At 61.0% G+C, this 26,170-nt stretch carries 25 protein-coding genes; 15 read left to right on the forward strand and 10 right to left on the reverse strand.

The features are described from left to right. Positions 1 to 111: 111 nt before the first annotated feature. Positions 112 to 3,495: an Ig-like domain-containing protein gene (locus KGA82_RS10860; protein WP_223450325.1), complete on the reverse strand. Its 3,384-nt coding sequence runs from the start codon at positions 3,493 to 3,495 to the stop codon at positions 112 to 114. Positions 3,496 to 3,845: 350 nt separating this feature from the next. Between KGA82_RS10860 and KGA82_RS10865 the strand changes: the two genes are divergently transcribed. After that, positions 3,846 to 4,538: a GNAT family N-acetyltransferase gene (locus KGA82_RS10865; RefSeq protein ID WP_008034576.1), complete on the forward strand. Its 693-nt coding sequence runs from the start codon at positions 3,846 to 3,848 to the stop codon at positions 4,536 to 4,538. Between the two features lie 88 nt (positions 4,539 to 4,626). On the opposite strand, the gene KGA82_RS10870 is transcribed toward KGA82_RS10865, so the two are convergent. Further along, positions 4,627 to 5,067: a hotdog fold domain-containing protein gene (locus KGA82_RS10870; protein WP_223450326.1), complete on the reverse strand. Its 441-nt coding sequence runs from the start codon at positions 5,065 to 5,067 to the stop codon at positions 4,627 to 4,629. 163 nt (positions 5,068 to 5,230) lie between these two features. Here KGA82_RS10870 and KGA82_RS10875 point away from each other — a divergent pair, with 163 nt between their 5' ends. Further along, positions 5,231 to 5,848 (forward strand): TetR/AcrR family transcriptional regulator, encoded by a 618-nt coding sequence (locus tag KGA82_RS10875; RefSeq protein ID WP_223450327.1) that lies wholly within the window; start codon positions 5,231 to 5,233, stop codon positions 5,846 to 5,848. 1,248 nt (positions 5,849 to 7,096) lie between these two features. Here the strand turns inward: KGA82_RS10875 and KGA82_RS10880 are convergent. Continuing rightward, positions 7,097 to 8,212 carry a P1 family peptidase gene (locus KGA82_RS10880; RefSeq protein WP_192417500.1) on the reverse strand — a complete coding sequence of 372 codons (1,116 nt, stop codon included), beginning with the start codon at positions 8,210 to 8,212 and terminating at the stop codon, positions 7,097 to 7,099. 127 nt (positions 8,213 to 8,339) lie between these two features. After that, the gene (locus KGA82_RS10885) at positions 8,340 to 9,443 is read right to left on the reverse strand and encodes a polyamine ABC transporter substrate-binding protein (protein WP_223450328.1); all 1,104 of its coding nucleotides are present in this window, start codon (positions 9,441 to 9,443) and stop codon (positions 8,340 to 8,342) included. Positions 9,444 to 9,554: 111 nt separating this feature from the next. Here KGA82_RS10885 and KGA82_RS10890 point away from each other — a divergent pair, with 111 nt between their 5' ends. Continuing rightward, positions 9,555 to 10,328 (forward strand): helix-turn-helix transcriptional regulator, encoded by a 774-nt coding sequence (locus KGA82_RS10890; protein ID WP_207286512.1) that lies wholly within the window; start codon positions 9,555 to 9,557, stop codon positions 10,326 to 10,328. A 132-nt stretch (positions 10,329 to 10,460) separates the two neighbouring features. Here the strand turns inward: KGA82_RS10890 and KGA82_RS10895 are convergent, their stop codons facing one another. Further along, entirely contained in the window at positions 10,461 to 11,396 is a 936-nt protein-coding gene (locus KGA82_RS10895) for a class I SAM-dependent methyltransferase (RefSeq protein ID WP_223450329.1), read from the reverse strand. Between the two features lie 189 nt (positions 11,397 to 11,585). Here KGA82_RS10895 and KGA82_RS10900 point away from each other — a divergent pair, with 189 nt between their 5' ends. The 5 genes from KGA82_RS10900 to KGA82_RS10920 all read left to right on the forward strand — a co-directional run bounded on the left by KGA82_RS10900 (position 11,586) and on the right by KGA82_RS10920 (position 14,735). Continuing rightward, entirely contained in the window at positions 11,586 to 12,194 is a 609-nt protein-coding gene (locus KGA82_RS10900) for a cytochrome b/b6 domain-containing protein (protein ID WP_223450330.1), read from the forward strand. Beyond that, positions 12,191 to 12,970 carry a molybdopterin-dependent oxidoreductase gene (locus KGA82_RS10905; RefSeq protein ID WP_223450331.1) on the forward strand — a complete coding sequence of 260 codons (780 nt, stop codon included), beginning with the start codon at positions 12,191 to 12,193 and terminating at the stop codon, positions 12,968 to 12,970. The genes KGA82_RS10900 and KGA82_RS10905 overlap by 4 nt, the downstream gene beginning before the upstream one ends. Before the next feature lie 71 nt (positions 12,971 to 13,041). Continuing rightward, positions 13,042 to 13,311 (forward strand): pentapeptide MXKDX repeat protein, encoded by a 270-nt coding sequence (locus KGA82_RS10910; protein WP_223450332.1) that lies wholly within the window; start codon positions 13,042 to 13,044, stop codon positions 13,309 to 13,311. A gap of 271 nt (positions 13,312 to 13,582) precedes the next feature. Next, on the forward strand, positions 13,583 to 13,990 hold the full coding sequence (locus KGA82_RS10915; protein ID WP_223450333.1) for a response regulator: 408 nt from the start codon (positions 13,583 to 13,585) through the stop codon (positions 13,988 to 13,990). 76 nt (positions 13,991 to 14,066) lie between these two features. Continuing rightward, positions 14,067 to 14,735, forward strand: a complete 669-nt coding sequence (locus KGA82_RS10920) for an HAD-IA family hydrolase (protein WP_223450334.1) — start codon at positions 14,067 to 14,069, stop codon at positions 14,733 to 14,735. A gap of 108 nt (positions 14,736 to 14,843) precedes the next feature. Here KGA82_RS10920 and KGA82_RS10925 read toward each other — a convergent pair whose 3' ends face one another. Beyond that, positions 14,844 to 15,503 carry a methyltransferase family protein gene (locus KGA82_RS10925; RefSeq protein ID WP_008043500.1) on the reverse strand — a complete coding sequence of 220 codons (660 nt, stop codon included), beginning with the start codon at positions 15,501 to 15,503 and terminating at the stop codon, positions 14,844 to 14,846. A 363-nt stretch (positions 15,504 to 15,866) separates the two neighbouring features. Beyond that, positions 15,867 to 16,811, reverse strand: coding sequence for a GlxA family transcriptional regulator (locus tag KGA82_RS10930; protein ID WP_223450335.1), 945 nt, complete (start codon positions 16,809 to 16,811; stop codon positions 15,867 to 15,869). Between the two features lie 124 nt (positions 16,812 to 16,935). On the opposite strand from KGA82_RS10930, the gene KGA82_RS10935 reads away from it, so the two are divergent. After that, entirely contained in the window at positions 16,936 to 17,727 is a 792-nt protein-coding gene (locus KGA82_RS10935) for an SDR family NAD(P)-dependent oxidoreductase (protein ID WP_223450336.1), read from the forward strand. Between the two features lie 102 nt (positions 17,728 to 17,829). Further along, positions 17,830 to 18,759 (forward strand): pyridoxal-phosphate dependent enzyme, encoded by a 930-nt coding sequence (locus KGA82_RS10940; protein WP_008034623.1) that lies wholly within the window; start codon positions 17,830 to 17,832, stop codon positions 18,757 to 18,759. Between the two features lie 69 nt (positions 18,760 to 18,828). Here KGA82_RS10940 and KGA82_RS10945 read toward each other — a convergent pair whose 3' ends face one another. After that, positions 18,829 to 19,146, reverse strand: coding sequence for a DUF2388 domain-containing protein (locus KGA82_RS10945; protein WP_008043507.1), 318 nt, complete (start codon positions 19,144 to 19,146; stop codon positions 18,829 to 18,831). Positions 19,147 to 19,420: 274 nt separating this feature from the next. On the opposite strand from KGA82_RS10945, the gene KGA82_RS10950 reads away from it, so the two are divergent. The 3 genes from KGA82_RS10950 (at position 19,421) to KGA82_RS10960 (ending at position 22,008) form a co-directional block, all read left to right on the forward strand. Then, a complete protein-coding gene (locus KGA82_RS10950; protein WP_223436867.1) occupies positions 19,421 to 20,209 on the forward strand; it encodes an SDR family oxidoreductase in 789 nt (262 codons plus the stop codon). Between the two features lie 24 nt (positions 20,210 to 20,233). Continuing rightward, complete coding sequence (locus KGA82_RS10955; RefSeq protein ID WP_223450337.1) at positions 20,234 to 21,343, forward strand: NAD(P)/FAD-dependent oxidoreductase; 1,110 nt, start codon at positions 20,234 to 20,236, stop codon at positions 21,341 to 21,343. A gap of 71 nt (positions 21,344 to 21,414) precedes the next feature. Beyond that, the gene (locus KGA82_RS10960) at positions 21,415 to 22,008 is read left to right on the forward strand and encodes a DinB family protein (protein WP_192496277.1); all 594 of its coding nucleotides are present in this window, start codon (positions 21,415 to 21,417) and stop codon (positions 22,006 to 22,008) included. Here the strand turns inward: KGA82_RS10960 and KGA82_RS10965 are convergent. Beyond that, positions 21,929 to 22,849 (reverse strand): LysR substrate-binding domain-containing protein, encoded by a 921-nt coding sequence (locus KGA82_RS10965; RefSeq protein ID WP_008043533.1) that lies wholly within the window; start codon positions 22,847 to 22,849, stop codon positions 21,929 to 21,931. The two genes, KGA82_RS10960 and KGA82_RS10965, sit on opposite strands and share 80 nt — an antisense overlap. A 391-nt stretch (positions 22,850 to 23,240) precedes the next feature. Then, positions 23,241 to 24,128 carry a LysR substrate-binding domain-containing protein gene (locus tag KGA82_RS10970; RefSeq protein ID WP_008043535.1) on the reverse strand — a complete coding sequence of 296 codons (888 nt, stop codon included), beginning with the start codon at positions 24,126 to 24,128 and terminating at the stop codon, positions 23,241 to 23,243. A 222-nt stretch (positions 24,129 to 24,350) separates the two neighbouring features. On the opposite strand from KGA82_RS10970, the gene KGA82_RS10975 reads away from it, so the two are divergent. Further along, positions 24,351 to 25,367, forward strand: coding sequence for an aldo/keto reductase (locus KGA82_RS10975; RefSeq protein WP_223450338.1), 1,017 nt, complete (start codon positions 24,351 to 24,353; stop codon positions 25,365 to 25,367). A gap of 2 nt (positions 25,368 to 25,369) precedes the next feature. Next, a complete protein-coding gene (locus tag KGA82_RS10980; protein WP_192417519.1) occupies positions 25,370 to 26,167 on the forward strand; it encodes an SDR family NAD(P)-dependent oxidoreductase in 798 nt (265 codons plus the stop codon). Positions 26,168 to 26,170: the final 3 nt, after the last annotated feature.

Here is a 26,170-nt window from a genome sequence, read left to right on the forward strand (position 1 = left end):
GCTCCTACAAGGATCTGTATTCACCTGACACACCATCGAACCTGTAGGAGCCGGCTTGCTGGCGATTCAGGCGACGCGGTGTGGCTGACCAGACGTCAAAGCGTGGCCGTTTTAATGCACGGTAATTGGCGCTGTAACGGTCTTCCCGAGCGCTGAGCGAACGGTGATGGTCGGGCTCGGTGTCGGGCCGTTGCCGGTGGTGGTAACGGACAGTCTCCAGCGTGCCCCCGTACCGTTCGGCGTGAGCGTCGCGGTTCCCAGATTGAGCTGGCCGCCGGTGGTCGACGCACTGACGGTGATGCTGTTGCCCGCCGCCCGCGAGGTCGTCCCGGTCACGTCCCAGGTGTAGCGATTGTTGCTGCGCACGTTGACGGAAGCGCGGGTGACCAACAACGTTTCATTCACTGCCGCCGCAGCGCTGACCGCCACGGATACCGTCGCCGGTTTGTCCGAGACGGCGCCAAGGTTGTCACTGGCTTCGTAGGTAAACACCGCAGTGAACGGCGCTGCAACAATGGTCGGTGGCATATAGAACACTCGAATGCCGTCGGTGCTCACGGAGCCCTGGCCCGAATCCGGCTGGGTCAGGCCGACAACCTTGAGCGGCAGGTTACCGTCCGGGTCGGTGTCGTTGGCGAGCACGCTGATGGTCACTGGCAGGCCGTTACTGCTCGTGGCGCTGTCATTGTTGGCCACGGGTTTTTTGTTCGGGCCTTCATTATCATCGCCGTCAACGCCAGTGCGGAAAGTCGGCAGTGCCACGGAGTTGACGAAGGTGACGCCGTCCCAACCCGGTATCGGCGTTGGCATCAACTGGAACTGCCCCGGATGCTCGGAATCCCAGCGCAGCAACATCGACGTGTCCTCGTGCTGAGTGTTGTGGCAGTGCTCCATGTAGGTGCCGGCGAACTCGCGGAATTGAAGCGCCACGTCGACATCCACTGAACTGTCGACGCCTTCGCCGATGCGAAAGACGTCCTTGCGTGCCCATTTTTCCCATTCCGGCGGTGCCTTGCCGTCGCGACTGAGAATGACGCCTTCTTCGAAATGCACATGCACCGGATGGTTCCAGCCATTGCCGCCGTTCTTGATTTTCCACACTTCGAGGGTGCCGTCGCCGGAGAACCCGGCGTCCGTGGGGCCGCTGGCCAGTTGCGGTGCGGCACTGATGCGGCGCGGGTCCATGGGAAAGCCGGGGCCGCCATCGGTCTTGATCGTCCACGGTGCTTCATCGGTGCCATCGGAGCGACCGAAAATGAACTCCCGATGCCGCGCCACGTTGAGCCTGGCCTGGTCATTCGGGTTGTCGCGATCGATGGGCAACGGGATCATCGTCTTGCCGCCAGGCACAAAGGCTGCCGGGTCCATGGCCACGTCCTGACCACTGTAGGGCTGAACCAACAGTTGCAGGAATTTGCCAACCAGCGGGTCGCCCCTGTCCCATTTCGGGCCATTGCTGGTTTGCTTGATGACGGCCTTGTACTTCTCGGACAGCACGTCAGCCAGGGGGGCGGGTTCTTCCGGGCCCTTGCCGTCTTCGTGCACCAGCAGGTTGACGAAGTACAGTTTGTCGCCGACCTTGATCCCGTTTTTCGAGAAGTTGACGATGATGTCGAAACGTTCGGCGATGCCCATGGTTGGCAGGATCGCATTGTTATTGGTCTTATCGCCGTCACCATCCAGGTCCATGCTGCCGTCGAACGGCACGGCGTGTTCCATGATATTGCCGTCGTTGGCAATCAGGTGGAGCGGCACCCGATTATAGGAAACCCCAGAGCCGGCAGGCCCCGGAAATTCACCGCCATTGCCGCTGATTTCTCGTACCAGCGCCAGCTTGAAATAGCGCGACACCGAGCCGTTGAGAATGCGGAAACGGTAGCTGCGCGCGCGGACTTTCAGGCTCGGCTGGTACTGCCAGTTGACCAGCATCTGATCCCCGAGAAAGCCGTCGGTGTTGAACGGGTTGAACCACAACTGGCCGTTCTCGTCCCAGGCCTTATCGGAGATCAGCAGGTTCACGTCGTAGTCGCGGTTGCCCCAAGGCATCGCTGAACCGCTGGGAAAACGCAGGTTGACGCCGTCCTCGATCGCTTCGTTGCCGCGATCCACAGCGCTGTAGTAATTCATCATTGCCGCATTGCCCTTGTAGACATTCTGCGCAGTGAAATCGAGCATGTGGTCGTGGAACCAGTGGCTGCTCATGGTCTCGCGCCAGTCGCCACGGATTTTTATGCTGCCGTTTTCGCAGGTCTTGAGGCCCGGACTGACATCGTTGACGAAGAGTTTTTCGCCCGGTGAGCAGGGGAAGGCTGCACGCGGATCCTGCGCCTTGGTGTTGATCGTGTCGTAGCCGGCCAGTTGCAGCGGCCAGCGATAATCGTAGAACTGCCCCGGAAAGAAAAATGCATTGGTAAAGCCATCGCTTTCAGCCGGCGAGTGCCCATTGTGTTCGTGGGTGCTGAGGGTGTGCAGGCCAAAACCGGCGTTGGCTGCGGGGTCGATTGGCAGGGCGTTGTAATGGCGCATCAGCAACGCTTGACCGTAGCGGACCATCAACAGTTTTGCCGGCACGGTACCGTCGAATGTCCACAGCGAGTTGTGATTCTGCACCGGCATTCTTGAATGAAAACGCACGTCGATACCGCGAGTGGTGCCCGCTGTCGCCGGGATGTCCGAGGTTTGGTAGTAGAGCCCGCCGGGGGCGAATTCACCCTTGTTGTAGTGGTGCAATTGTTGGGCGTCACGCAGGCCCTGGTTGGTTCTGGCACCGGCTTGAACAGTCTTGAACTGAACCTGCGGGAAGAACTCGTTCCAGCGTTGATGCGACCAGCCTTTTCCCGGTGGCCGACCCTCCGCCGGCGAGCCCACCGGATGCCGGTTGAGGAAGGCTTCGATCTGCGCCTTCCACGGGTTGCGGTCCAGTACATTGGAAAACTGCGACGGAAACGGGGACAACCCCGGCTGGCGCAGGAAGGCTTCGAGCGCTGCACTTGACGGGCCGCTGCGGGCGACGTTGTTCGGATCCTGCTGGGGCGCCGGGCCGAGGGTTGGCACGGGGAATGTCAGCGTCTGCGGCGGGGTAGTCGGGTCGAGTGCTTCTGAGCCGAACTCTTCAAACAGCAGCAGTTGTTGAGTGAATGGTTCGGCCCCGAACAAGGGGCTGGGTTTGCCGTTGGTGGGGTAGTTGAACGACGTCTGCGCGGCGGGCGGCAGTACGTTGTCGGCACGCGGCGTGTTTCGGTCACCGAACACGCCGTTGGGCAAGGCCAGGGCACCTTGATTGGCCGGGGGCAGGTTTTTCAGAGCTTCCAGGGCTGCCTTAGGGTCGGCAGGCGGGTTATGGAAGGCTGACGGATCGGTCGGAGGCGGTGGCCCGAAATCATCGAGCGGAGCGGCATTCACCGCAGACAAGCTGAAAGCAGTCAACATCACCAAAGTAATGCCCGGCGTCCGGAAAAAGCCGGGCGACTTGTTCACAGGAGCTGAGCTTTTCATGGTGGTTCTCTGGGGGCGTGTCGTGGTGTCGGCACATGCGCAAAAATCGACGCAAAAGCTGAGCCACTAACGAGATTGTTAGATAAATCATCGCGTTAGGTTCAGTGAGATGCGTGAGAAGTGTTAACGAGCGCTAACAGTTGGGGGATATTCCTCAGTCTTGGGGAGGGTGTTATTCCCCATTGCCCCGCCCGGTGAGGAGGTGTTGTCGCTGGCCTCATCGCCGGCAAGCCGGCTCCTGCAGTTGATTTCCATAGTCACTCGGCATGACTGCCAACTGACACGCCACGCCGGTCTCGTCGGCGCGTTATGATAGGCGCGTCCGCCGCCAGAGTCAGAGCAGAGCCTCAATGCCCCAGATCACCCATTTCAAAACCCCGTGCCCCGAGCACCTCACCAGCCAGATTCTGCAGATGGTGGTCGATAACCTTACCGACATCAGCATGGTCGCCATCCCGCCGAGCAACCTGTTGTACAACGTTTACCAGTACGCGATCGGCTATGAGGTTCACCTCTATCTGGAGGCGCTGAACGGGGCGAAAGGGGTGGCGGTGGAGTTGCTGGTCGCGACCGATGTGGACGATCCGGAACAGGTCATCGGCTTCTTGCTGTACCTGCCGATCAAGGACGATCCAGAGGCGTGCGGCGTCGCATACATGGCGGTGCAGGCCGGCCATCGGCGTCAGGGCGTGGCGCGGCGGATGCTGCGGGAAATGGTCGGCCGCTACCCGCATGCCGAGCTGACCTGCGCGGTGGCCAAGGTGCCGTGGTTTGAATCGATGGGCTTTCAGGTGCTGGGCACGCGCGGCACGCAGGTGTTGATGAACACCCGCGATCATCGCTCTGACGGATTGATGGGGTTGCTCGACGTGGCGTCGATCTACAGCTCGCTGGAGGTGCGGCAGATTCATACGTACCTGCTGCAAAAGCACGGCAAGCGGGCGATGCTCGATGCGGAAAAGCAGCGTGACCGGCATCTGGATCAATTGACGCACAAGGCCAATGAATTTGTCCGCGAGCGGTTGGGCGAGTCGCCGCGCTGACCGCGCCCATCCAGACAACTCAATCAACTGTGGGAGCAAGCCCGCTCCCACAGTTGTTTTGCATTCAATCAGGCAAATCGGTCAGCGTTTAAGAAAGCTTCACGTTCATGGTGATCCGCGCCGTGAACACTTTCTTCCCCTCGACGTCGTGAATGTCCACCGGCACGATCTTGTCGCCTTCCGTGGTCCAGTCCACGGAACCCCCATCGGCCACCGCCGTCACGTCGGTTTTTGCCTTCGCCAGGTACTCCACCGTCATGCCTTTTGGAATCCAGCGTGCGCCTTCGGGAATCGACACGTCGGTCATCATTCCCGCCGCCAGTTCAGCCGCATTGCACATCGCGATCGCGTGCACGGTGCCCAAGTGGTTGGTGATTTCCTTGGCGAACGGCACCTGCACCGTCGCGCAGCCTTTGCGCAACTCCGTGACCAGCGGGTTGATGGTGCTGAAGTAGGGCGCAACCTGACAGGCCATTTTGCTGAATGCTTGCGGGCCCACGCTGTTGAACATGCTGAGAAACTGACTCATTTGAAACCTCGCTGAAGGGGCTTAAAACAGAATGGTGTTCCGTTACAGAATAATGTTCTGTAGCGGAACAGTATTCTGTCGGCGGGAAATCTGTCAACCTGTCGCCACGTGTCCGATGGCAGTCATCTGCCTTCACCATCGATTTTTTGGGACTGTGTTGAGCATGGAAACGTCAGATTTACTCGAGCGCTGCTACCCCGGAAGACGCGCCGAACTCAAGCGCGATATTTTTCGAAAGGCCCTCGCCCTGTTCAACGAGCAGGGGATCGAGGCCACGACCATTGAAATGATCCGCGCCGAATGCGACACCAGCGTGGGCGCGATTTATCACCACTTCGGGAACAAGGAAGGGTTGGTGGCCGCGCTGTTTTTCACCGCCCTGGATGATCAGGCCAGGCTGCGCGACAGCTATTTGAGCGAGGCGAAAACCACGCAAGAGGGTGTGTATGCGCTGGTGCACAGTTACGTGGATTGGGTCGACAGCCAACCCGAATGGGCGCGTTTCCAGTACCACGCGCGATTTGCTGTCACCAAGGGGCCTTTGAAGGACGAACTGGCTACCCGTAACAAGATGCGCAACAAGCAATTGCTGGAATGGCTGTCGGATTCGGCCAGAGGCGATGAATTGAAAGGTTTTCCGGCTGAATTGATGCTGTCGCTGATTATTGGTCAGGCAGACAACTATTGCAGGACGTGGTTGTCGGGCCGGGTGAAGGGCAGTCCGAAGGTGTACAGGGACGAGCTTGCTCAGGCTGCGTGGCGGTCGATTTCCAGCGGTTGACCTGCAAAAAAGCCTGGCCTGATTGCGCAATGCTGTTCGGAGGGCATGCGCTAACGGGAGGTTTTGAATGGGGGCATATCCGTTGCTGCGGTAACGGCGGCTATTGGTTTCGCCCTTACGGCGAGTCACTTGGAAGAGCCCCAAGTAACCAAGGGCTCTTGCCCCTTTCGTTCAGTGCCTCGCCTAGGCTCGGCATGCCCTCGCTCCGGTCCTGCTCCGTGGGCCCGCCGCCATCGGCCATCCATGGCCGGGGGCGGCTAACCCGGCATCCATGCCGGGTTGCCCACTGCGCAGAACCTGCGCTCGGCCTCTCGAGGGGGCGTGTACCTCAAGATCAAAAGCTGAAGGCGAGCTAACGCTCGGCCTGATGAGTGGTGGAAATCAAAAGCGTATGGGATTCCCTGTAGGAGCCGGCTTGCCGGCGAAAAGCGTCTGGACGACGCGTTCTTTCAGACAGCCCGCGTTATCGTTGACGTCCATCGCCAGCAAGCTGGCTCCTACAATTTTGAATCGTGTGAACCCAATCCCTTGTAGGAGCCGGCTTGCTGGCGATAGCGGTGAGTCAGTCGACGCATGTATTGGCTGAACGGACGTCATCGCCAGCAAGCCGGCTCCTACAGGGGGCGGTGTACAGATTCGGAATGGGTGAGCGCAGCCGAGAAGACAACGCGTTCGAACAGAGAGCCAGGTCGGCTTTCAGGCCGCCTCGGCGGCTGTGGCGGTAGTCGCCCCCTCGAGAGGCCGAGTGGAGGTTCTGCGTAGTGGGCAACCCGGCATGGATGCCGGGTTAGCCGCCCCCGGCCATGGATGGCCGATGGCGGCGGGCCCACGGAGCAGGACCGGAGCGAGGGTATGCCGAGCCATAGCGAGGCACCGAACGAAAGGGGCAAGAGCGCTTTGGTTACTTTCGCGCTTTTCGAAAGTGACTCGCTGTAAAAGCGAAACCAATAGCAGCATCACCGCAGCAACGGATATGCCCCCCATCCAATCCAAAAAAATCACAATTGAACAGCATTACTACGGTCAGATACCGGGCTTTTTCTGGTCTGTCATCCGTGCAAAAAAAAGAGCCTCAGGGCTCTTTGATGGGGAAAAAGTAGAGCCCTTGAGGCTCAAGATGCACGTGAAACAGGCGGTGAGCTTGGTAGGGGTTCAGATCACTCACCACCTACGCAACCGCTCGAGTTGAGCAAACAAACGGCTGCGTAGAATCATCGTAGGAAGATGGAGTTTGGCACTCAAGTACCGCTAGTCGCGTCCCGGCCAGCCCGCACGGCGCAAGGCGTTGAGCAGTGTTTCGGCGTCCAGCCCCGGCACCGCATGGCCATTGCCCTCGGCGGTGTCGCAGGCCAGCAGGGCGTTGATGATTGCTTCTTCCACGGCTTCGGTAGCGGCAAGGAACAACTCGCTGATGTGGTCGTTGTTGACCATGCTCAGGTTCTCGGTTGTCGGCGCCTTCTTGCTCTCATAAGCAGCCGGTGGCACATCGTTGCCGGTCGCAAAGGCAATGAAGATATCGCCGCTGTGGTCTTCGTTACCGCCACCGGTCCGCGCCAGACCGAGACTGGCGCGCTGGGCGAGGCGGGTGCATTGATGTGGCAGCAACGGTGCATCGGTGGCCAGGCACACCACAATCGAACCCATGCCCGGATGCGGCAGCGATGCCTTGAGGAATGGCGAATCAGCCTTTTCCATATAGCGCCCGACCGGATAACCGTCGACGCGTAATTCGTTGCGGATACCGTGGTTGGCCTGGACGATGGCGCCCACTGTCCAACCACCCTGGCCGGCATTCAAACGTCGCGAAGCGGTGCCGATGCCACCTTTGAATTCGTGACAGATCATGCCGCTGCCGCCACCCACCGCACCTTCTTTCACCGGCCCGCTTGTCGCCGTGCGCAGGGCTTGGGCCACGTGCTCGGGTTTGACGTGGAAACCGTTGATGTCGTTGAGCAAGCCGTCGAAGGTTTCCAGCACCACCGGCATGTTCCAGTAAAGTCGCCCGTCGTCCGGTTGCTGTTCGCGGTCCAGCACAATCAATGCATCGCGCACCACGCCCAGGCTGTGGGTGTTGGTGAAGGCGATCGGGCTGGTGAGCAGGCCCGCTTCGCGGATCCATTCCAGACCTGTGGCGTCGCCGTTGCCGTTGAGCACATGGACGCCGGCAAAACACGGTTGCTGGCTGGTGGAACCGGCACGCGGCTCGATCACGGTGACGCCGGTCAGGATGTCGCGACCGTTGGCGGTGCGACCTCGCACATCACTGTGGCCGACCCGCACGCCGGGCACATCGGTGATGGCATTGAGCGGGCCGGGTTGCAGTTGGCCGAACTGGAGGTTCAGGTCGCGGGCACGTGGTTTCATTGTTTCTCTCATCTTCAATTCCTGGCAGAAAAATAACTGGAGGCATTCGAACCTGTAGGAGCCGGCTTGCTGGCGAAGCGCTCTTGAGGACGCCATCGCCAGCAAGCCGGCTCCTACAAAAGCGGGTTCACTGACCGTTTTTGACCTTGCTCCAGATCCGCGTACGCACGCGTTCGGTAGCCGGCGGCAGCGGCTGGAGGGTGAATAACGTGGCCAAGGCTTGCGCGGACGGGTACACCGCCGGGTTATTGCGAGTCGCTTCGGCCACCAGCGACGTGGCGCTACGGTTGCCGTTGGGGTAGTTGAGGTGATCACTGACCGGGGCAATCACTTCAGGGCGCATCAGGTAGTCGATGAAGGCCAGACCCTGCTGCGGGTGCGGCGCGTCCTTGAGCAACACGAGGGTGTCGAACCACACCGGCGCGCCTTCCTTCGGCAGGCTGTAGGCGATCTTCACGCCATTGTTGGCCTGCTCGGCGTTGGTCTTGGCTTCCAGCATCGCGCCGGACCAACCCACCGCGACGCAGATGTTGCCGTTGGCCAGGTCGCTGATGAATTTCGACGAGTTGAAATAGGCGATGTGCGGACGCAGTTTGAGCAGCAGCGCTTCGGCCTTCTTGTAGTCCTCGGGATTGGTGCTGTTGGGCGGCAGGCCGAGGTAGTGCAGGGCCACCGGCAGCATCTCCGACGGCGAGTCGAGCATGGCCACGCCGCACTGGCCGAGTTTGGCCAGGTTGGCTTCGTTGAACACCAGCTCCCAGGAATCCACCGGTGCCTTGTCGCCCAGCGCGGCGCGGACTTTATCGACGTTGTAGCCGATGCCGTTGGTGCCCCACAGATACGGCACGGCGTACTGATTGCCCGGATCGTTGTTGGCCAGTTTCGCCAGCAGGTCAGCATCCATGTTTTTGAAGTCCGGCATCTGCCCGTGGGGCAATGGTGCCAGGGCGCCGGCCTTGATCAGGGTCGGCAGGCTGAAGTTGCTGGCCACCACCACGTCGTAGCCGCTGCGGCTGGTGAGCAGTTTGCCTTCCAGCACTTCGGCGCTGTCGAAGGTGTCGTAAACCGGCTCGATCCCGGTGTCGCGCTTGAAGTCGTGCAGGGTGTTGGGGCCGATGTAGTCGTACCAGTTGTAAACGTGAACCGTCGGGCCTTCGGCAGCCAACGCCGACAGCGAAACGCACAAACAGGCGCTCAGCCCGAGATTGATCTGTTGAAGGCGACGACTCATGATGCGGCACTCCTGGCCTGCTGCAGGCCGGTGATGAACAGGTGCTTGCAGCGTATCGGCAGGCCGGGGACTCACCCATTCCCATCATGGGTTACTCGAAAGGGGTAGAGCGTGGACGCGTTGCTGAAAGAGTTGCCGGTGCATCAGGGCCTGGCGCGGGTGTTTGGCGCGTTGGGCCGGGACGGTTTCTGGCGCGCACTGGTCGACACGCTGCGGTTGCTGGTGCCGCTGGACAACGCATTGGTTGCGGTGATGAGGCCGGGGCGAGTGCCGCGCCTGCTGATCGATTTCGACGCCAAGGGCAGCGCCGACGAGCATGAGGAACTGGCCGGTTACAGCGCCGGCATGTACCTGCTCGATCCGTTTTATCAGGCCGCGTGTGCAGGCATTGCCGATGGCTTGCACAGCCTCGAATCGCTGGCGCCGGACCAGTTTCAGCAGAGCGAGTACTACCTGAGTTACTTTCGCTCGGTGGTGGGCGACGACGAGTTGCAGTTCATGATCAACGTCGAAGATTCAGTGCTCGGTTTGTCACTCGGCCGTTCGACGCGTTTTACCCTGGAAGAGCAGGGCCGTCTGCTCTGTGTGCGTGACTGGGTGCTGGCGGCGATGCGGCGTCACCTGCAATTGATGCCGCCAGAAGGCCCGGTTGCCGAAGCCGTGGCCGGGGACCTGGCGACGTTGCTGGATCGCTTTGATGCGCGTTTGACGGTGCGTGAAATCGAAACGGCGCGCCTGATTCTTCAGGGCTTTTCAAGCAAGGCGATTGCCCAGCAATTGGGGATCTCGCCGGAAACGGTGAAAGTGCATCGGCGCAACGTCTATCACAAGCTCAACGTGAACGGGCATGGGGAGTTGTTTGCGTTGGTGTTGCAGCCGCGTTGACCGGCAAATCACAGAGATTTATTGCCTGTCAGGCCCCCATCGCGAGCAGGTCGAATCGTCGCACCGTCACTCCCACATTTGACCGCATTCCAATGTGGGAGCGAGCCTGCTCGCGATGGGGGCAACTCGGTGTTACTGCCGAAACACCAACGCCTTCAACCCGCACTCGACATCCGCATCCGGAAACTCCGGCGGATTCTCCAGCCGTTGCTCGAACCGCAGGCTCGGCGCCTCGCGCATGACGCCATCAATCAGGAAATCCGCGCCAAACGCCGGGTCGTTCATGCAGGCCAGCACCGTGCCCTGTGGCGTGAGCAACTCCGGTAACCGACGCAGCACGCGCTGGTAATCCTTGGTCAGCAGAAAACTGCCTTTCTGGAAGGACGGCGGATCGATGATCACCAGGTCATAAGGGCCTTTACCGATCACTTTGCCCCAGGACTTGAACAGGTCGTGGCCGAGGAAACTCACCTTGCTCATGTCGTGGCTGTTGAGCCGGTGATTGTCGCGGCCACGGTTCAGGGCCGGGCTGGACATGTCCAGGTTGACCACATGTTCGGCACCGCCCTCGATGGCCGCCACGGAAAAACCGCAGGTGTAGGCAAACAGGTTCAATACGCGCTTGCCCTCGGCATTGGCGCGCACCCAGTCGCGGCCGTAACGCATGTCGAGGAACAGCCCGGTGTTCTGCTTGCGGCCCAGGTCCACGCGATAACGCAGGCCTCCCTCGGTGATGGTCATGTCATCGATGACTTCCCCGACCAGCCATTCGGTGGTGCTTTGCAGCAGGTAGCGATGTTGCAGCGCCAACGTATGCGCGCCGGATGTCGCCCACGCCGGCGATTGAGTGAGCGCCATCAACCGCTGTTTCAGCGCTTCCAGCTGTGCCGCTTCCGGCTCCTTGAACAATGACACGAGCACCACGCCTTGCAGCCAGTCGACGGTCAATTGCTCCAGCCCCGGCCAGCACCGTCCGCGACCGTGGAACAGTCGGCGGGTTTCTGCGGGTGCCGCGGCAAGGGCGGTCAGCAGATGGTCGTGGAGGGTGGTGAGCGCATCTGAGTTCATCGGGCGGTGTCGGTCATTTGAGGGGGCGGCATTTTAACCACAAATGCAGACCTTGGGCTGACAACCCAATTCCCTGTGGGAGCAGGGGCCTGAGTTATCACGGTTAATTTAACTTTACGTGAGGATTTGGCGATCTGTCGGCTCCCATACTCGGCTCCAACGAATAACAACAACCGCCGGGAGCCGATCATGTCGCCGATACCTGCTTCATCCCATCCGCGCTGGCTGCGCCTGACCCATTGGCTGAACGCCCTGGCGGTGCTGGTCATGGTCACCAGCGGTTGGCGCATCTACAACGCATCGCCGCTCTACGACTTCAGTTTCCCGAAAGGCATCACGCTGGGCGGCTGGCTCGGCGGGGCGTTGCAATGGCATTTCGCGGCGATGTGGTTTCTCGCCATCAATGGCCTTGTCTACCTGATCATCAACCTCGCCAGCGGTCGTCTCTCTCGACGCTTCTTCCCGGTGTCGCCCAAAGGTGTTCTGCAGGACCTGTGGGCCGCATTGCGCGGGCGACTGGGGCATGCCGACCTGAGTCATTACAACCAGGTGCAACGGCTGGCGTACCTGTTTGTGATGCTCGATATCACGCTGTTGGTGGTCTCCGGGCTGGTGTTGTGGAAGTCCGTCCAGTTTCCGTTGTTGCGTGAATTACTCGGTGGTTACGAAGCAGCGCGGCATGTGCATTTCATCGCGATGGCGCTGTTGGTGGCGTTTGTCGCGGTGCATCTGGTGATGGTCGCGCTCGTTCCCAAAACGCTGCTGGCCATGATTATCGGTCGCAAGGAGCCCGTATGAAAAAGCCCATCGAAGGCCTGGATGAGTCATCCATCCTCAAAGACGCCCGGAAAATCATTGCGCCACAGATCGAAGACCGCTCGCGCCGTTCGTTCCTGATGCGTGGGCTAACCCTCGGCGGCGTGGCCATGTTGTCGGGCTGCAACCTGACCGACAACGAAAGCGTCGAGACTGCGTTGTCATCCATGTCACGGTTCAACGATCGGGTGCAGGGCTGGCTGTTCAATCCCGATGCACTGGCACCGACCTATCCGGCATCAATGATCACCCGGCCGTTCCCCTTCAACGCGTTTTACGGCATCGACGAGGCACCGACCGTTGAGGAAGAAAGCTATCGGCTGGAAGTCACCGGCCTGGTCGCCGACAAGCGCAGCTGGCGCCTCGAAGAGCTGCGCGCGATGGCGCAGAACGAACAGATCACCCGGCATATCTGCGTCGAAGGCTGGAGCGCGATCGGGCGCTGGGGCGGCGTGCGGTTCAGCGATTTCCTCAAACGGGTCGGAGCCGACACCGATGCCAAATATGTCGGTTTCAAATGCGCCGACGATTACTACACCAGCATCGACATGGCCACCGCGCTGCACTCACAGACGTTGCTGGCGCTGACCTATGACGGCGCGGTGCTGCCGCGCGAATACGGCTTCCCGATGAAGCTGCGCATGCCCACCAAGCTCGGCTACAAGAACCCCAAACACATTCAGGCGATTTTCGTCAGCAACACCTACAGCGGCGGCTACTGGGAAGACCAGGGCTACAACTGGTTCGGTGGCAGCTGACGGCGCTCGCCAACTTCACCGCGCGGCTCACGCTGCGTTCAATCGCAACCTGTGCTTCAAGGAGTTTCATCATGAAAAAGTTGACCACCGTCGTATTGTCCATGTGCCTCGCCGTAGGTGCCGCCAGCGTGTTTGCCGCCGAGACGACAACCAGTGATGGCATGAGCAAGGACAGCATGAGCAAAGATTCGATGTCCAGGGACGCTATGAAAAAAGACTCGATGATGAAAAAGGATTCCATGTCCAAGGACACGATGAAGAAAGATGCCATGTCCAAGGACGGGATGAAAAAAGATGCCATGTCCAAGGACGCCATGAAAAAGGACAACATGTCGCAGTAAGCCAAAACAGCCCGATCCCCTGTAGGAGCGAGCCTGCTCGCGAAGGCGTCAGGTCAGTCAACAGTGATGTTGAATTTTAAGCCGTCTTCGCGAGCAGGCTCGCTCCTACAGGTTTTTGCATTCCAGAAAGGCGCCGATCTGATTTTGCAGGACGCCTGATTTCGTCGACTCCCTGTATCAAAAATGAATTTCCGCCGAGTCCGCTGCTCATACCTGTAGGCAGCGGATTTGAGCCCGCGAATTCATTCGGCAATCAGGGAGTGGCAAAGTCATGTGTCCAGTATCGACGGCGGGCGAGAACCTTCCAGGCGGGTTGATTCTTGTGGTTGAAGATGACCCGCTGATCCTGGAGTTTCTCTGCGAAGTTCTTCAGGAGGAGGGTTTCACCGTCGAACCGAAGATCAGTGCGGATGCTGCGGCGGGCTACCTGGAGCAGCACGCAGACAAGGTGGTGTTGCTGCTGACGGACATCACCATGCCCGGCAAACTCAACGGTGCCGATCTGGCCAATCAGTTCGGAGACCGCTGGCCGGGCAAGCCGATCATGATCATGTCCGGCTTCGAAACGCCGCAAACGTCTGGCGTGCGGCATGAGGTGTCGTTCATCAAGAAACCCTGGGCGCTTGGGCAGTTGCTCGATTGCGTGGAAAGTGCGTTGAAGTCGAAGACGGTTGGCTGAAACAACACGCGGCGGACAAGCCAATGCTACATTGCTCGGCAAAACTCGCCCGGCTCTTGCAAAAGGACGCTCATCCTTGTCAGCTCAACCATCGGTTTTAAACAAGCCTTATCGCGCTTTTCTGTTCGATATGGACGGCACCGTCCTCAATTCCATCGCCGCCGCCGAGCGCATCTGGACCGACTGGGCCTTGCGCCATGGCGTGGATGTCGAGTCTTTTCTGCCGACCATTCACGGCGTCCGGGCCATTGACACCATCAACCGTCAGGCATTGCCGGGTGTCGATGCCGAGGCTGAAGCAGCGTGGATTACCCAAGCGGAAATCGATGATGTCGAGGGAATTGTCGAGGTGCGCAGGGCGGCGGATTTCCTGACGTCGCTGCCGGCCAGCCAGTGGGCCATCGTGACCTCTGCGCCCAAAGCGCTCGCGCTTCGCCGGATGGCGGCGGCGGGGATTCCCGAGCCTGCGGTGATGGTCACGGCGGAAGACGTCAGCGCCGGCAAACCCGATCCGGCGGGTTATCGCTTGGCGGCCAGGCGGTTAGGTGTCGAAGTGACTGATTGCCTGATCTTCGAAGATGCCACGGTCGGCATTCTCGCCGCGCAAGCCGCAGGGGCAGATCTGTTGATCATTACCTCGACTCACGATCATCCGATCGAAACGCCGCATGCGACGATGGTCGATTATGACTCGGTCACCGTCCAGGTTGACCCCGACGGCCAGGTCCGCCTGCTTCCTTTGTAACAACACCATCCCCTGTAGGAGCCAGCTTGCTGGCGATGGTCTATCAGCCACATCGATGTCGACTGACACACCATCGCCAGCAAGCTGGCTCCTACAGGAACGATGTCGTTAATAGAGACCAGGAATCAACCGCCAGCTACGGCTGCAATACGCCTCATATTCACTGCCAAACTGCGCCCGCAGCAGCGCCTCTTCCGCGTGGATGCGGGCAATCAGCGGGATCACCGTCAGCGCTGCCAGCAACAGGCCAACGCCCGAACGAAACGCCAGCGCCCAACCCACCGCAATCACCAACATCCCCAAATAGCTGGGGTTGCGCAAACGGCGATAAATCCCCTCTGTCACAAGGCGATGCCCCGGCTGAATCGCCACCAGTCCGCTGAAGCGCTTGCCCAGCACAAACACCGGCCACATGCGCAATGCACCGCCGATGATGAACACCAGCGCCCCGAGCCAACGCACGCCTTCACCGCCGAAGGTCCAGAAGTCGATCCGGTCGGTGTAGGCGGGTAGAAAACCGCTCGCTATCCCGATCACCCCGAAGGCCGGCAGCACCCAGCGATTGGCCCGGTCTTCACGTTCGCCGGAGCTGAGGTTGACCTCGGTGAACAGCGCTGCGACCGTCATCAGCAGCGTCGCCAACACAACCACCACCAGCGCCCCGTGAGAGAAAAAAGCGGCCCACCCGCCGAGCCCCCATACGGCGAGCCCGAGGTAGGCGAGGGTGCTGACAATGGCGAAAAACGCCAGTCTGGCCGAGATCTTCATAGTCACCCCGCACATTCAACGAATACACCATTCATTGTAGGAGCCGGCTTGCTGGCGATGGCGTTCTCAAAATCACCGCCGGCCTCAAGGGCCAATCGCCAGCAAGCCGGCTCCTACAAAATTTGTGTGTGACCGAGGATCGTGAGAGTTGCCCCGAATCCTGTAGGAGACGGCTTGCCGGCGATGGCGCTCTCAAAATCACCGTCTGCCTCAAGGGCCAATCGCCAGCAAGCCGGCTCCTACAAATAGTGTGTGACCGAGGATCGCGAGAGTTGTCCCGGACCCTGTAGGAGCCGGCTTGCTGGCGATGGCATTTTCAAAATCACCACCTGCCTCAAGGGTCAATCGCCAGCAAGCTGGCTCCTACAGAACCTCGGCTCGGGCGTTGCGGCGAATGACTTGTGGCGGTTGGCCGAAGGCTCTGAGGAAGGCTTCACGCATGCGCCGGCGGTCGCTAAAACCGGTTTCGGTGGCGATCTGATCGAGGGTCAACCGACCGCGTTCCAGCATCTGCCGAGCCGCTTCCAGGCGCAGGTTTTCGATGGCTTTGGCTGGCGACTGCCCGGTTTCGGCGCGAAACGCCCGGCTGAACTGGCGCGGGCTGAGGCTCGCCACGTCCGCCAGGTGTTCCACCGACAACGCTTCGGCAAGGTGTTCGCGGGCATAACCGAGCACGGTCTGGATGCGGTCGGATTTCGGCTCCAGCTCCAGCAGCGCCGAGTGCTGGGACTGGCCGCCCGCGCGCCGGTGGTACATCACCAGTTTCTGCGCCACGGCGCGGGCGAGTTCGGCACCGTGATCCTTTTCAACCATGGCCAGCGCCAGGTCGATACCGGCGGTCATCCCGGCGGACGTCCAGATCGAACCGTCGACCACGTAGATGCGATCCTCTTCCACTTTGATCGACGGAAACCGCGCCTGCAGTTCCCGTGCGTACGCCCAATGCGTGGTCGCCCGCCGTCCTTCCAGCAAACCCGCCTGGGCCAACACGAAGGCACCGGAACAGATCGACGCCGTGCGTCGTGCGGTCTTGATGCTGCCGCGCAGGTAATTCAATACCCCCTCGGGCGCCTGCTCGAGAATGGCATCGCCGCCGACCACGATCACCGTGTCGAACACCCGTTCACCAAACGCCTCGGTGCCAACGCTCAAACCACCGGAGGCGCGCAGGGTGCGGCCGTCTTCGGACACCACACTCACCGTATAAAGCGTCTCGCCAGCGCTGAAGTTGGCGTATTCGAACACTGGCATCGCCGCCAGCGCCATGGACTGGAAGCCTTCAAACACCACAAACGCTACGGAAGTCATTGCCGGCTCCTCAAAAGGATATGTCCTGAAAACGTACTTTAAACGTCATTTGAGACAAGCGTCAGTCAATTTATAACTGTTCACACCCGGCGAACACCTCGCCTCACTGTGAAGGAAACTGAACATGGCTCTCTCGTCCAAAGGCACCGCCCTGATCACAGGCGCTTCTTCCGGCATCGGCGCGGTCTACGCCGACCGTCTCGCCCGTCAGGGGTATGACTTGATTCTGGTCGCCCGCAGCCAGGCCAAACTGAACGCCCTGGCCAATCACCTGAGCAACGAAACCGGGCGTGCCGTGGAAGTGGTCGCCGCCGACCTGAAAAACCGGGCCGATCTGCGCCGGGTTGAAGGCATTCTGCGTAACGACGCCAGCATTACATTGCTGGTCAACAACGCCGGGGTCGGCGCCGTGATGCCGCTGCTGGGCAGCCCGGTGGATGACATGGAAGACATGATCACCCTCAACGTCACCGCGCTGATGCGCCTGGCCTACGCGGTTGTGCCAGGCTTCGTCGCCCGTGGCACCGGAACCGTGATCAACATCTCCTCGATCGTCGCAATTGCGCCGGAAATTCTCAACGGCGTGTACGGCGGGACCAAGGCATTTGTGATGGGCCTGAGCCAATCGCTGCACCACGAATTGGCGGATAAAGGCATCCGTATCCAGGCCGTGCTGCCCGGCGCCACTGCGACTGACTTCTGGAGCGAGGCCGGCAACCCGGTGGAAAACCTGCCTCAGGAGATCGTGATGTCCGCTGAGGACATGGTCGACGCCGCGCTGGTGGGGCTTGCGAGCGGGGAAGTGGTGACCATTCCGGGCCTGCACGATGGCGAGCAGTGGGATCGTTACGAAGCCCAGCGCAAAACCTTGTCGGGCTTGTTCGGCAACTCCACGGCGGCACCGCGTTATCGTTGAAACAGCAAGCTCGGGCCAGGGTGATCTAAGCTTGGATAAGGACCGTGCAACACCGGCTGGTTGAAGAACTCGATCCGTCGGTGCGCGCCCGAGGAACCCAACATGCTTCACATCAGAACCCCCCTGATCCTGCACCCGGGTTTGTCGACCCCCACTCGGCGGATCTGGCTCAAGCTGGAAAACCTGCAACCCAGCGGCTCGTTCAAACTGCGCGGCATGGGGCTGTTGTGCAGCCAGGCAAAGGCCGAGGGCAAGCGCAAGGTGGTCTGTCCTTCCGGTGGCAACGCCGGTTTCGCCACCGCTGTCGCGGCGGCCAGCCTGGGGTTGCAAGCCTGCATCGTGGTGCCACACACCACCCCGGAAAGCACGCGCGCGAGGATTCGCAAAACCGGTGCCGAAGTGATCGTTCACGGCAAGGTCTGGGACGACGCCAATCAGCGGGCGAAGGAGCTTTCAAAAGGGGCAGACACCGAATATGTGCCGGCCTTCGATCATCCGGTGTTGTGGGAAGGGCACAGCACGATGATCGATGAGATTCTCGAGGACTGCCCTCAAGTCGACACGCTGGTGACGTCGGTGGGGGGCGGTGGTTTGCTGGCAGGCATTCTCACTGGATTGATTCGGCATGGCCGTATGGATTGCCGCATCATCGCCTGCGAAACCATGGGTGCGGCGTCTTTTTCGGCCGCGATCAAGGCCGGGCATCCGGTCAGGCTTTCGCGCATCGACACCGTTGCCACCTCGCTCGGCGCGGCTCAAGTGGCCGCCTGGCCGGTGCAACACATCCTCGATTTTCCTCACCAATGCGTGGTGCTCGGCGATGACGAAGCGATCATGGGCGTGGTGCGGTATGCCAACGATTTGCGCCAGCTGGTTGAACCGGCGTGCGGTGTTTCGTTGGCAATCGGCTATCTGGACCACCCGGCAATTGCCGATGCCCATGACGTGGTGATCGTGGTGTGCGGTGGCGTCAGCATCAACGCACAACTCGTTGCCGGATGGGCGCGTTCATCCGCTGAAAGCGCAAAGTAGCCGGCAAGCGAAGCAGGGCCGTAAACGCCTGGTCAGGTGTCACAAGCCCCACCGCGAATGTTTCAGCCTTCATTGCCCGGCAGCGGCACCGTCCTGGATCAGAATCGCTCTGGCGAGATCTTCATCGCTGGCGTTCAGTCCGGGATTGTCCTGGCGGATCTGCTGCATGACCGACTCCAGATACACCCCACGAATCGCACCGCCACTGGCCACGAAGCTGGAGGCATCATCCCGGGCGGGGATCATGAGTTTGTCGTCCTTGAACGTCGAGTACAGCGAAGCGGAAACCCCGGCCGAGGTGGCCACATCGCCCGCATCCACATCCGCGAAAGCCGAGCCGAAGGGTACGCACAACACAAGGGAAGAAATGATGATCAGACGGCGCATGACGGTGTCCTCTGAAAGCGTAATGGAAGTACCACATAATTTAGGATGCGCGGCGGCCGTCAGGAGTTCCTTGCCGCACACACAATCATTTCAATGCGCGTGTTTGGATCCGCTCCGCTGTTGGCATCGGCATGGATTGACCTGTTATTTCTGTCAGTCGTTTTCACTCGTGATAATCCGGAACAATTGAATTGCCGAACAAGCCTGATTCCCTGGGGTATCCCGACGGCGCACGGTGGTAACTTAAGGTTTTCGAACCGTCGGGAGCATCGTCATGGAATTGGGCATATCGGGTCGCTGGGCGATTGTCTGCGCCGCCAGCAAGGGCTTGGGGCTGGCCTGTGCGCGAGCCTTGGCGAAGGAGGGCGTGAACCTGGTGATCAACGCCCGTGGCGACGAAACGTTGCAAGCCGCCGCCACAGAATTACGTGGCCTGGCGCCGAGCATCGAAGTGCGCACGGTGGCCGGCGACATCAGCGAGCCGGCCGTCCGCGAACAAGTATTGGCGGCCTGCCCGCAGGTGGACATCCTGATCAATAACGCCGGAGGCCCGCCGCCGGGTGACTTCCGCGACTGGCAACGCGAAGACTGGTTGAAGGCGCTGGATGCCAACATGCTCACGCCCATCGAGCTGATCAAGGCCTGTGTCGATGGCATGGCCAAGCGTGGTTTTGGGCGCGTCGTCAATATCACCTCCGGTGCGGTGAAGGCGCCGATCGATGTGCTGGGCCTGTCCAACGGCGCCCGTAGCGGCCTGACCGGTTTTATCGCCGGGCTCGCGCGGCAGTCGCGACTGGCCGGGCACAACGTCACGATCAACAATCTGTTGCCCGGCCCGTTCGAGACCGAGCGCCTGCACAAAACCCTGAGCGCCGCCGCCGAGGCCAATGGTGCCAGCGTCGAGAGCATCAGCGCACAGCGGCGCAAAAACGTTCCGGCCCAGCGCTTTGGCCAGCCCGATGAGTTCGGCGCCTATTGCGCATTCATCTGCAGCGCCCACGCGGGTTTCCTGACAGGGCAAAATCTGCTGCTGGACGGCGGCAGTTATCCCGGCACGTTTTGATCGTTGAAAAGGAGCTCAGGACAGGTGAACGTCGATATCGAATGCGTGGTGGTCGGAGCCGGCGTAGTCGGGCTGGCGGTGGCCAGAGCGTTGGCCCGCAGCGGGCGCGAAGTGATTCTGGTCGAAGCCGGCGAGGGCATTGGCGTGGGCATCAGTTCGCGCAATTCGGAAGTGATCCACGCCGGCATCTATTACCCGAGCGGCAGCCTCAAGGCGCAATTATGCGTGGAGGGCAAACAGCGCCTTTACGCCTTTTGTGATGAGCGTGGCGTCGGTTATCAGCGACTGGGCAAGCTCATCGTCGCCACTGATGATGACCAGCGCGGGGCGTTGCAGAAGTTGTTGGAGCAGGGCGCCCGCAATGGTGTCGATGACTTGCAATGGCTGGATGCCAACCAGGCCGGTGACCTGGAACCGGCGCTGTCCTGCGTCGCCGCGCTCTGGTCGCCCTCTACCGGGATTGTCGATTCCCATGCCCTGATGCTGGCGCTTCAGGCGGACGCCGAGGCCGCCGGAGCGTCGATGGCGTTTCATACGCCACTGATGTCGGCCCGATGCAGTGAACACGGTTTCGAATTGCAGATGGGCGGCGTCCAGCCGATGACCTTGAGCTGTCGAGAGTTGATCAATTGCGCCGGGTTGTCCGCCGCGCAGGTGGCGAGCCGCATTGAGGGGTTGTCGGCGCAGCACGTGCCAACGGCTCGTTTGTGCAAGGGCAGCTATTTCAGTTTCAGCGGCCGCGCGCCGTTCCGGCACCTGGTTTATCCGGCACCGGAGAGCGCGGGGCTGGGGGTGCACATGACCCTCGATCTGGGTGGTCAGGCGCGTTTCGGACCGGATGTCGAGTGGGTTGATCACATCGATTACCGCGTCGATCCGCGCCGTGCCGATGGTTTCTACGAGGCCATTCGGCGTTACTGGCCCGCCTTGCCCGATGACAGCCTGCAACCGGCCTACAGCGGTGTCCGCCCGAAAATCACCGGCCCGACAGAACCCGCCGCCGACTTCATCATCAGCGACCCCGCCACGCATGGCGTGCCCGGGCTGGTCAATCTGTTCGGCATCGAATCGCCGGGGCTGACCAGTTGCCTGGCGCTCGCCGAGCGGGTAACGCAGGCACTGGGCGACCGATGATCAGCGTTTGAGCTGCCACGCCTCACGAGGACTATGCTTTGCAGTGCGCCCATCACAATGGGAGACCTCTGATGATTAACGTACGCACAGCCCGCATGCTGGCCGATTACAAACGCTGGGCCGATCAGCGTCTCTTTGACAGCCTGGCCGATTTGCCACCGGGCGAGGTCAACAAAGAACGGGTCTCGGTGTTCAAGAACATGATTGGCACGCTGAACCACATCTACGTCGTGGACTGCATCTGGCAGGCCCACCTCGAAGGCCGGGGGCACGGCTTCAAGACTTCGCACGATCTGCTGCATCCCGATCTCGCCGATCTGCGCATGGCACAAAAAGACATCGATCACTGGTACTGCGACTGGAGCGAACGCCAGACCGACGCCTCGCTGGATAAACCCCTGGAGTTCACGTTCGTCTCGGGCGAAAGCGGCACCATGAGCGCCGGCGCGATGCTGCTGCACGTGGTCAACCACGCCAGTTATCACCGTGGCTGGGTGATCCAGATGTACTTCGATATTCCGGCCATGCCGCCGATGACGGACCTGCCGATCTTCCTGCGCGAGACCGATCCGGATTTCAATTCGCTCACCCCCCCGGCAGTGGCGCCGACATGTGTTGGGCAATTCGCGCGCGCAACCAACGTTCTGCCGGATCGTTATCGTTGACCCCGTTCCAGACCATCGACAGTTCGGACAGGTTGATGTCAAACGGCGGGTCGTCGGCGCGTAACTGGCTGCTGCCTTCGATCAGCGCACACGCGGCGTAATCCGGCACCGTGGCGAGCATGTCGGTGCCGGCCAGCAAGGCGCGCAGCCCGGCAAACTGCGGCACGGCCAACACCACGCGGCGTGAACGGCCGATGCGCGCCAGGTCATTGTCGATGGCCCCGGTCAGGTCCCCGGAAAACGACACCAGCGCGTGCGGCCGCTCGCAGTAATCATCCAGCGTCAGGACGCCGGGCCGACTGTCACCGCGCAGGATCTTCACGCTCAGGTCGCGCAGTTTCTTGCGCTTGGCGTTGGCCGGCAATTCGGTGGTGTAGCTGATCCCGACGGAAATCTCACCGCTGGCGAGCATCGACGACATCAGCAGGAAATTCACCCGCCGCACCACCACCACGACGTTCTGCGCCTCTTCGCGGATCTGCTTGAGCAGCGGCGGAAACAGGCCGAACTCGGCGTCGTCGGACAGGCCGATGCGGAACACGTCGCGGCTGGTGGCCGGGTCGAAATCCTTGGCCCGGCTGACCGCGCCGGAAATGGTGTCCATCGCCGGCTGCAACTCTTTCAGAATCTGCAGCGCGCGCTGGGTCGGCTCCAGCACACGACCGTTGCGCACCAGCAGCGGGTCATCGAACAGATCACGCAACTTGGCCAGTGAAGCGCTGACGGCAGGCTGGCCGAGGAACAGCTTTTCCCCGGCCCGGGTCAGGTTCTTTTCGAACATCAGGGTTTCGAAAATCACCAGCAGGTTCATGTCCACGCGGCGCAGGTCATTGCGGTTCATGGCGGGGCTACTCGCAGGGGGCGGGGTCTTTCCAGTAAAGCACCAAACCTTGGCCTGCGAAGGCGTCCATGAGATCGCCATCGCCGGAACGCCGCCCGCAGCAAGCCGGCTCCTACAGGTTTGGTGTGAACCCCCATACCTGAACATCCCACGATTCTGTAGGAGCCAGGCTTGCCGGCGAAGGCGTCCATGAAATCGCCATCGTCGGAACGCCGCCCGCAGCAAGCCGGCTCCTACAGGTTTGGTGTGAACCTCTCATACCTGTACATCCCGCGATTCTGTAGGAGCCAGGCTTGCCGGCGAAGGCGTTCATGAGATCGCCTTCGCCGGCAAGCCTGGCTCCTACATGGGTCGCGTTTGGCGGACGGGTATTCTGATCATCCCCCCTTGCTTATGGCTCAGTCAGCACCTTCCTGAACGTCTCCACCAACGGCCGCAAATTCACCCGATGCCACGCCGCCCACAGCGGCGTGGTAAATGAAATCCACGGCACCTCCCGCAGCACCACACCCGGCGGTGCATTGCGGCTCAAACCTTTCTGAATCATCGCGATCCCCAGCCCCGACGCCACCAGCCCCAGCGCGGTGAACGGCTCAGTCGCCTCCATGCGGATGTCCGGGGTGAAACCGGCGCGGATGCAGGCGCTGACGAAGTCGTCGCGACTCGCGCAGTTCTGGCGGTGTTGCACGCCGATCCATTCCTGATCGGCCAGATCTGCCGGGGTCAGTTCCGCTTGCAAGGCCAGCGGATGATGCTCGGGCAGCGCCAGCAGCATCGGGTCGTCCAGCACCTGAAAACCCAGCAGGTCCGGATCGTCGGCGACGGGCGGTTCGCTGACCAGTGCGATATCGAGACTACGCTGACGCAGGCCTTCGAGTTGTTCGGCGGAGCTGAGGTTGTACAGCGCGACGTGCACGTTCGGCCGGTCGACCCGCAGCACGCGCAGGGCATTGGGCAAGACGCCGGCGTGCATGGCGTTTTCGATGTAGCCGATGCACAGGCCGCCTTCTTCACCGCGGCCCAGGCGTTTGCCGAGGGATTCCAGGCGATTGGCGTGGGTCAGCAGGGCGCGGGTTTCAGCCAGAAAGGTCTGGCCGTCGCGGGTCAGGCGGATGCGTTGCTGGCTGCGCTCGAACAGGGTCAGGCCCAGGCGTTCCTCAAGCTGGGCGATCTGCCGGCTCAGGGGCGATTGGGAAATGTGCAGGCGTTCGGCGGCGCGACCGACGTGTTCTTCTTCGGCGACGGCGACGAAGTAGCGCAATTGGCGAATGTCGATCATGTCAGACCTATAGGGACTCAAGTGCTGCGCATTATGTCTTGGACGGTCCGATCCTCGCAATCTAGGATTGGCTCAACGGTAAAGCAAACACCGCTCTTTGTAGGAGCCAGCTTACTGCGGGCGGCGTTCCGACGATGGCGTCCTGTCAGGCACACCGAGTCGCTTCAATCGCCAGCAAGCCGGCTCCTACAGGTTTACGAGACATTCGAGAGGACTTTTTTCATGAGTTTGAAAGACAAACTGCCCGGCGCGCTGGGCTTCGGTACCGCCCCATTGGGCAACATGTTCCGCGCCATCCCTGAAGAAGAAGCGCTGGCCACCGTGCACGCGGCCTGGGATGCCGGCGTGCGTTATTTCGACACCGCACCGTTTTACGGTTCGGGCCTGTCGGAAATTCGCCTCGGTGCTGCACTGGCCCAATACAACCGCGACGATTATGTGCTGAGCAGCAAGGTCGGGCGGGTGATTCTGGATGAAGTCGAAGACGCAGCCTCCCGTGATCTGGGTGAGAAGAGCGGCGTGTTCGAACACGGCCGCCCGAACAAGATCGTCAACGATTACAGCGCCGACGCGACGATGCGTTCCATCGAAGACAGCCTCAAGCGTCTGCAAACCGATCGTCTGGACATCGTTTGGGTCCACGACATCGCGCAGGACTTCTACGGTGATCAATGGCTGGAATACTTCAACCAGGCCCGCACCGGCGCGTTCAAAGTGTTGACCCGTTTGCGCGAAGAAGGCGTGATCAAGGGATGGGGCCTGGGCGTGAACAAGGTCGAGCCGTGTGAGCTGACCCTCGACCTGACCGAAGCCCAGCCGGACGGTTTTCTGCTGGCGGGTCGCTACACGCTGCTTGATCACGACCGTGCCCTGCAACGCCTGATGGATGCCGCGCTGGCGCAGAACGTCGAGATCGTGGTCGGTGGTCCCTACAGCTCGGGGATTCTGGCCGGCGGTGCGCATTTCGAATACCAGAAGGCCAGCCCGGCGATCATCCATAAAGTCGAGCAGATCAAACGCATCGCGGCGGCCCACGGCGTCGACATCAAGTCCGCTGCATTGCAGTTCTCCCTCGCTAACCCGGCCGTTGCCGCCGTGATTCCAGGTTCCAGCCGTCCGGACCGGATTGCTGAAGATGTGGCTGCGTTGTCAGCCGTCATTCCCGCTGCATTCTGGCAAGCCATGCGCGACGCGAAACTGGTGTCCGAACGCGCTCCATTACCCCTCGCAGGAGTTTGAGCATGAAGATCGATCTGACTGGAAAACTCGCCATCGTCAGCGGCAGCACCGCCGGTATTGGCCTAGGCATCAGCAAGGCACTGGCCGAGTCCGGTGCGACGGTGGTGGTGATCGGCCGCGAGACGGCCAAGGTCGAGCAAGCGCTGGCGAGCATCCGCCAGAGCGTGCCGGGCGCGCAACTGCGCGGCCTGACCGCGGACCTCGGCACCGCCGAAGGCGCCGAGCAGTTGTTCGCCGCCGAGCCACGAGCAGACATTCTGGTGAACAACCTCGGGATCTTTAACGAGGTGGATTTCTTCGACACGCCGGACAGCGAGTGGACGCGGTTCTATGAGGTCAACGTGATCTCCGGTGTGCGCCTGTCACGGCATTACGTGCCGGACATGGTCAAGCAGGGCTGGGGCCGGGTGATTTTCCTGTCCTCGGAATCCGGGATTGCGATCCCGGCGGACATGCTCAACTACGGCGTGACCAAAAGCGCCAACCTCGCGGTGTCTCATGGCCTGGCCAAACGGCTGGCGGGCACGGGCGTGACGGTGAATGCGATCCTGCCAGGCCCGACGTTGACCGATGGTCTGGAGCAGATGCTCAAGGATGCCACGGCCGAATCGGGGCGCAGTGTGCGCGAAGAAGCCGATGCGTTCGTGCGCAAGGCCCGGCCGACGTCGATCATCCAGCGCGTGGCGGACGTGGAGGAAGTCGCCAACCTGGTGGCTTACATCGCTTCACCGCTGTCATCGGCCACGACCGGCGCCGCCCTTCGAGTCGACGGCGGTGTCGTCGACAGCCTGGCGATCTGAATT

Origin of the sequence: Pseudomonas sp. BF-RE-22, assembly GCF_019956155.1 — a bacterium.
GTDB lineage: Bacteria > Pseudomonadota > Gammaproteobacteria > Pseudomonadales > Pseudomonadaceae > Aquipseudomonas > Aquipseudomonas migulae.

Coding starts and splice junctions, on each gene's coding strand:
- KGA82_RS10900 (WP_223450330.1), top strand. CDS start 11,586: ATGTCGCCGATACCTGCTTCATCCCATCCGCGCTGGCTGCGCCTGACC.
- KGA82_RS10960 (WP_192496277.1), top strand. CDS start 21,415: ATGATTAACGTACGCACAGCCCGCATGCTGGCCGATTACAAACGCTGG.
- KGA82_RS10980 (WP_192417519.1), top strand. CDS start 25,370: ATGAAGATCGATCTGACTGGAAAACTCGCCATCGTCAGCGGCAGCACC.
- KGA82_RS10965 (WP_008043533.1), bottom strand. CDS start 22,849: ATGAACCGCAATGACCTGCGCCGCGTGGACATGAACCTGCTGGTGATT.
- KGA82_RS10875 (WP_223450327.1), top strand. CDS start 5,231: ATGGAAACGTCAGATTTACTCGAGCGCTGCTACCCCGGAAGACGCGCC.
- KGA82_RS10925 (WP_008043500.1), bottom strand. CDS start 15,503: ATGAAGATCTCGGCCAGACTGGCGTTTTTCGCCATTGTCAGCACCCTC.
- KGA82_RS10865 (WP_008034576.1), top strand. CDS start 3,846: ATGCCCCAGATCACCCATTTCAAAACCCCGTGCCCCGAGCACCTCACC.
- KGA82_RS10885 (WP_223450328.1), bottom strand. CDS start 9,443: ATGAGTCGTCGCCTTCAACAGATCAATCTCGGGCTGAGCGCCTGTTTG.
- KGA82_RS10910 (WP_223450332.1), top strand. CDS start 13,042: ATGAAAAAGTTGACCACCGTCGTATTGTCCATGTGCCTCGCCGTAGGT.
- KGA82_RS10860 (WP_223450325.1), bottom strand. CDS start 3,495: ATGAAAAGCTCAGCTCCTGTGAACAAGTCGCCCGGCTTTTTCCGGACG.
- KGA82_RS10945 (WP_008043507.1), bottom strand. CDS start 19,146: ATGCGCCGTCTGATCATCATTTCTTCCCTTGTGTTGTGCGTACCCTTC.
- KGA82_RS10895 (WP_223450329.1), bottom strand. CDS start 11,396: ATGAACTCAGATGCGCTCACCACCCTCCACGACCATCTGCTGACCGCC.
- KGA82_RS10935 (WP_223450336.1), top strand. CDS start 16,936: ATGGCTCTCTCGTCCAAAGGCACCGCCCTGATCACAGGCGCTTCTTCC.
- KGA82_RS10880 (WP_192417500.1), bottom strand. CDS start 8,212: ATGAAACCACGTGCCCGCGACCTGAACCTCCAGTTCGGCCAACTGCAA.
- KGA82_RS10975 (WP_223450338.1), top strand. CDS start 24,351: ATGAGTTTGAAAGACAAACTGCCCGGCGCGCTGGGCTTCGGTACCGCC.
- KGA82_RS10930 (WP_223450335.1), bottom strand. CDS start 16,811: ATGACTTCCGTAGCGTTTGTGGTGTTTGAAGGCTTCCAGTCCATGGCG.
- KGA82_RS10905 (WP_223450331.1), top strand. CDS start 12,191: ATGAAAAAGCCCATCGAAGGCCTGGATGAGTCATCCATCCTCAAAGAC.
- KGA82_RS10970 (WP_008043535.1), bottom strand. CDS start 24,128: ATGATCGACATTCGCCAATTGCGCTACTTCGTCGCCGTCGCCGAAGAA.
- KGA82_RS10870 (WP_223450326.1), bottom strand. CDS start 5,067: ATGAGTCAGTTTCTCAGCATGTTCAACAGCGTGGGCCCGCAAGCATTC.
- KGA82_RS10940 (WP_008034623.1), top strand. CDS start 17,830: ATGCTTCACATCAGAACCCCCCTGATCCTGCACCCGGGTTTGTCGACC.
- KGA82_RS10950 (WP_223436867.1), top strand. CDS start 19,421: ATGGAATTGGGCATATCGGGTCGCTGGGCGATTGTCTGCGCCGCCAGC.
- KGA82_RS10915 (WP_223450333.1), top strand. CDS start 13,583: ATGTGTCCAGTATCGACGGCGGGCGAGAACCTTCCAGGCGGGTTGATT.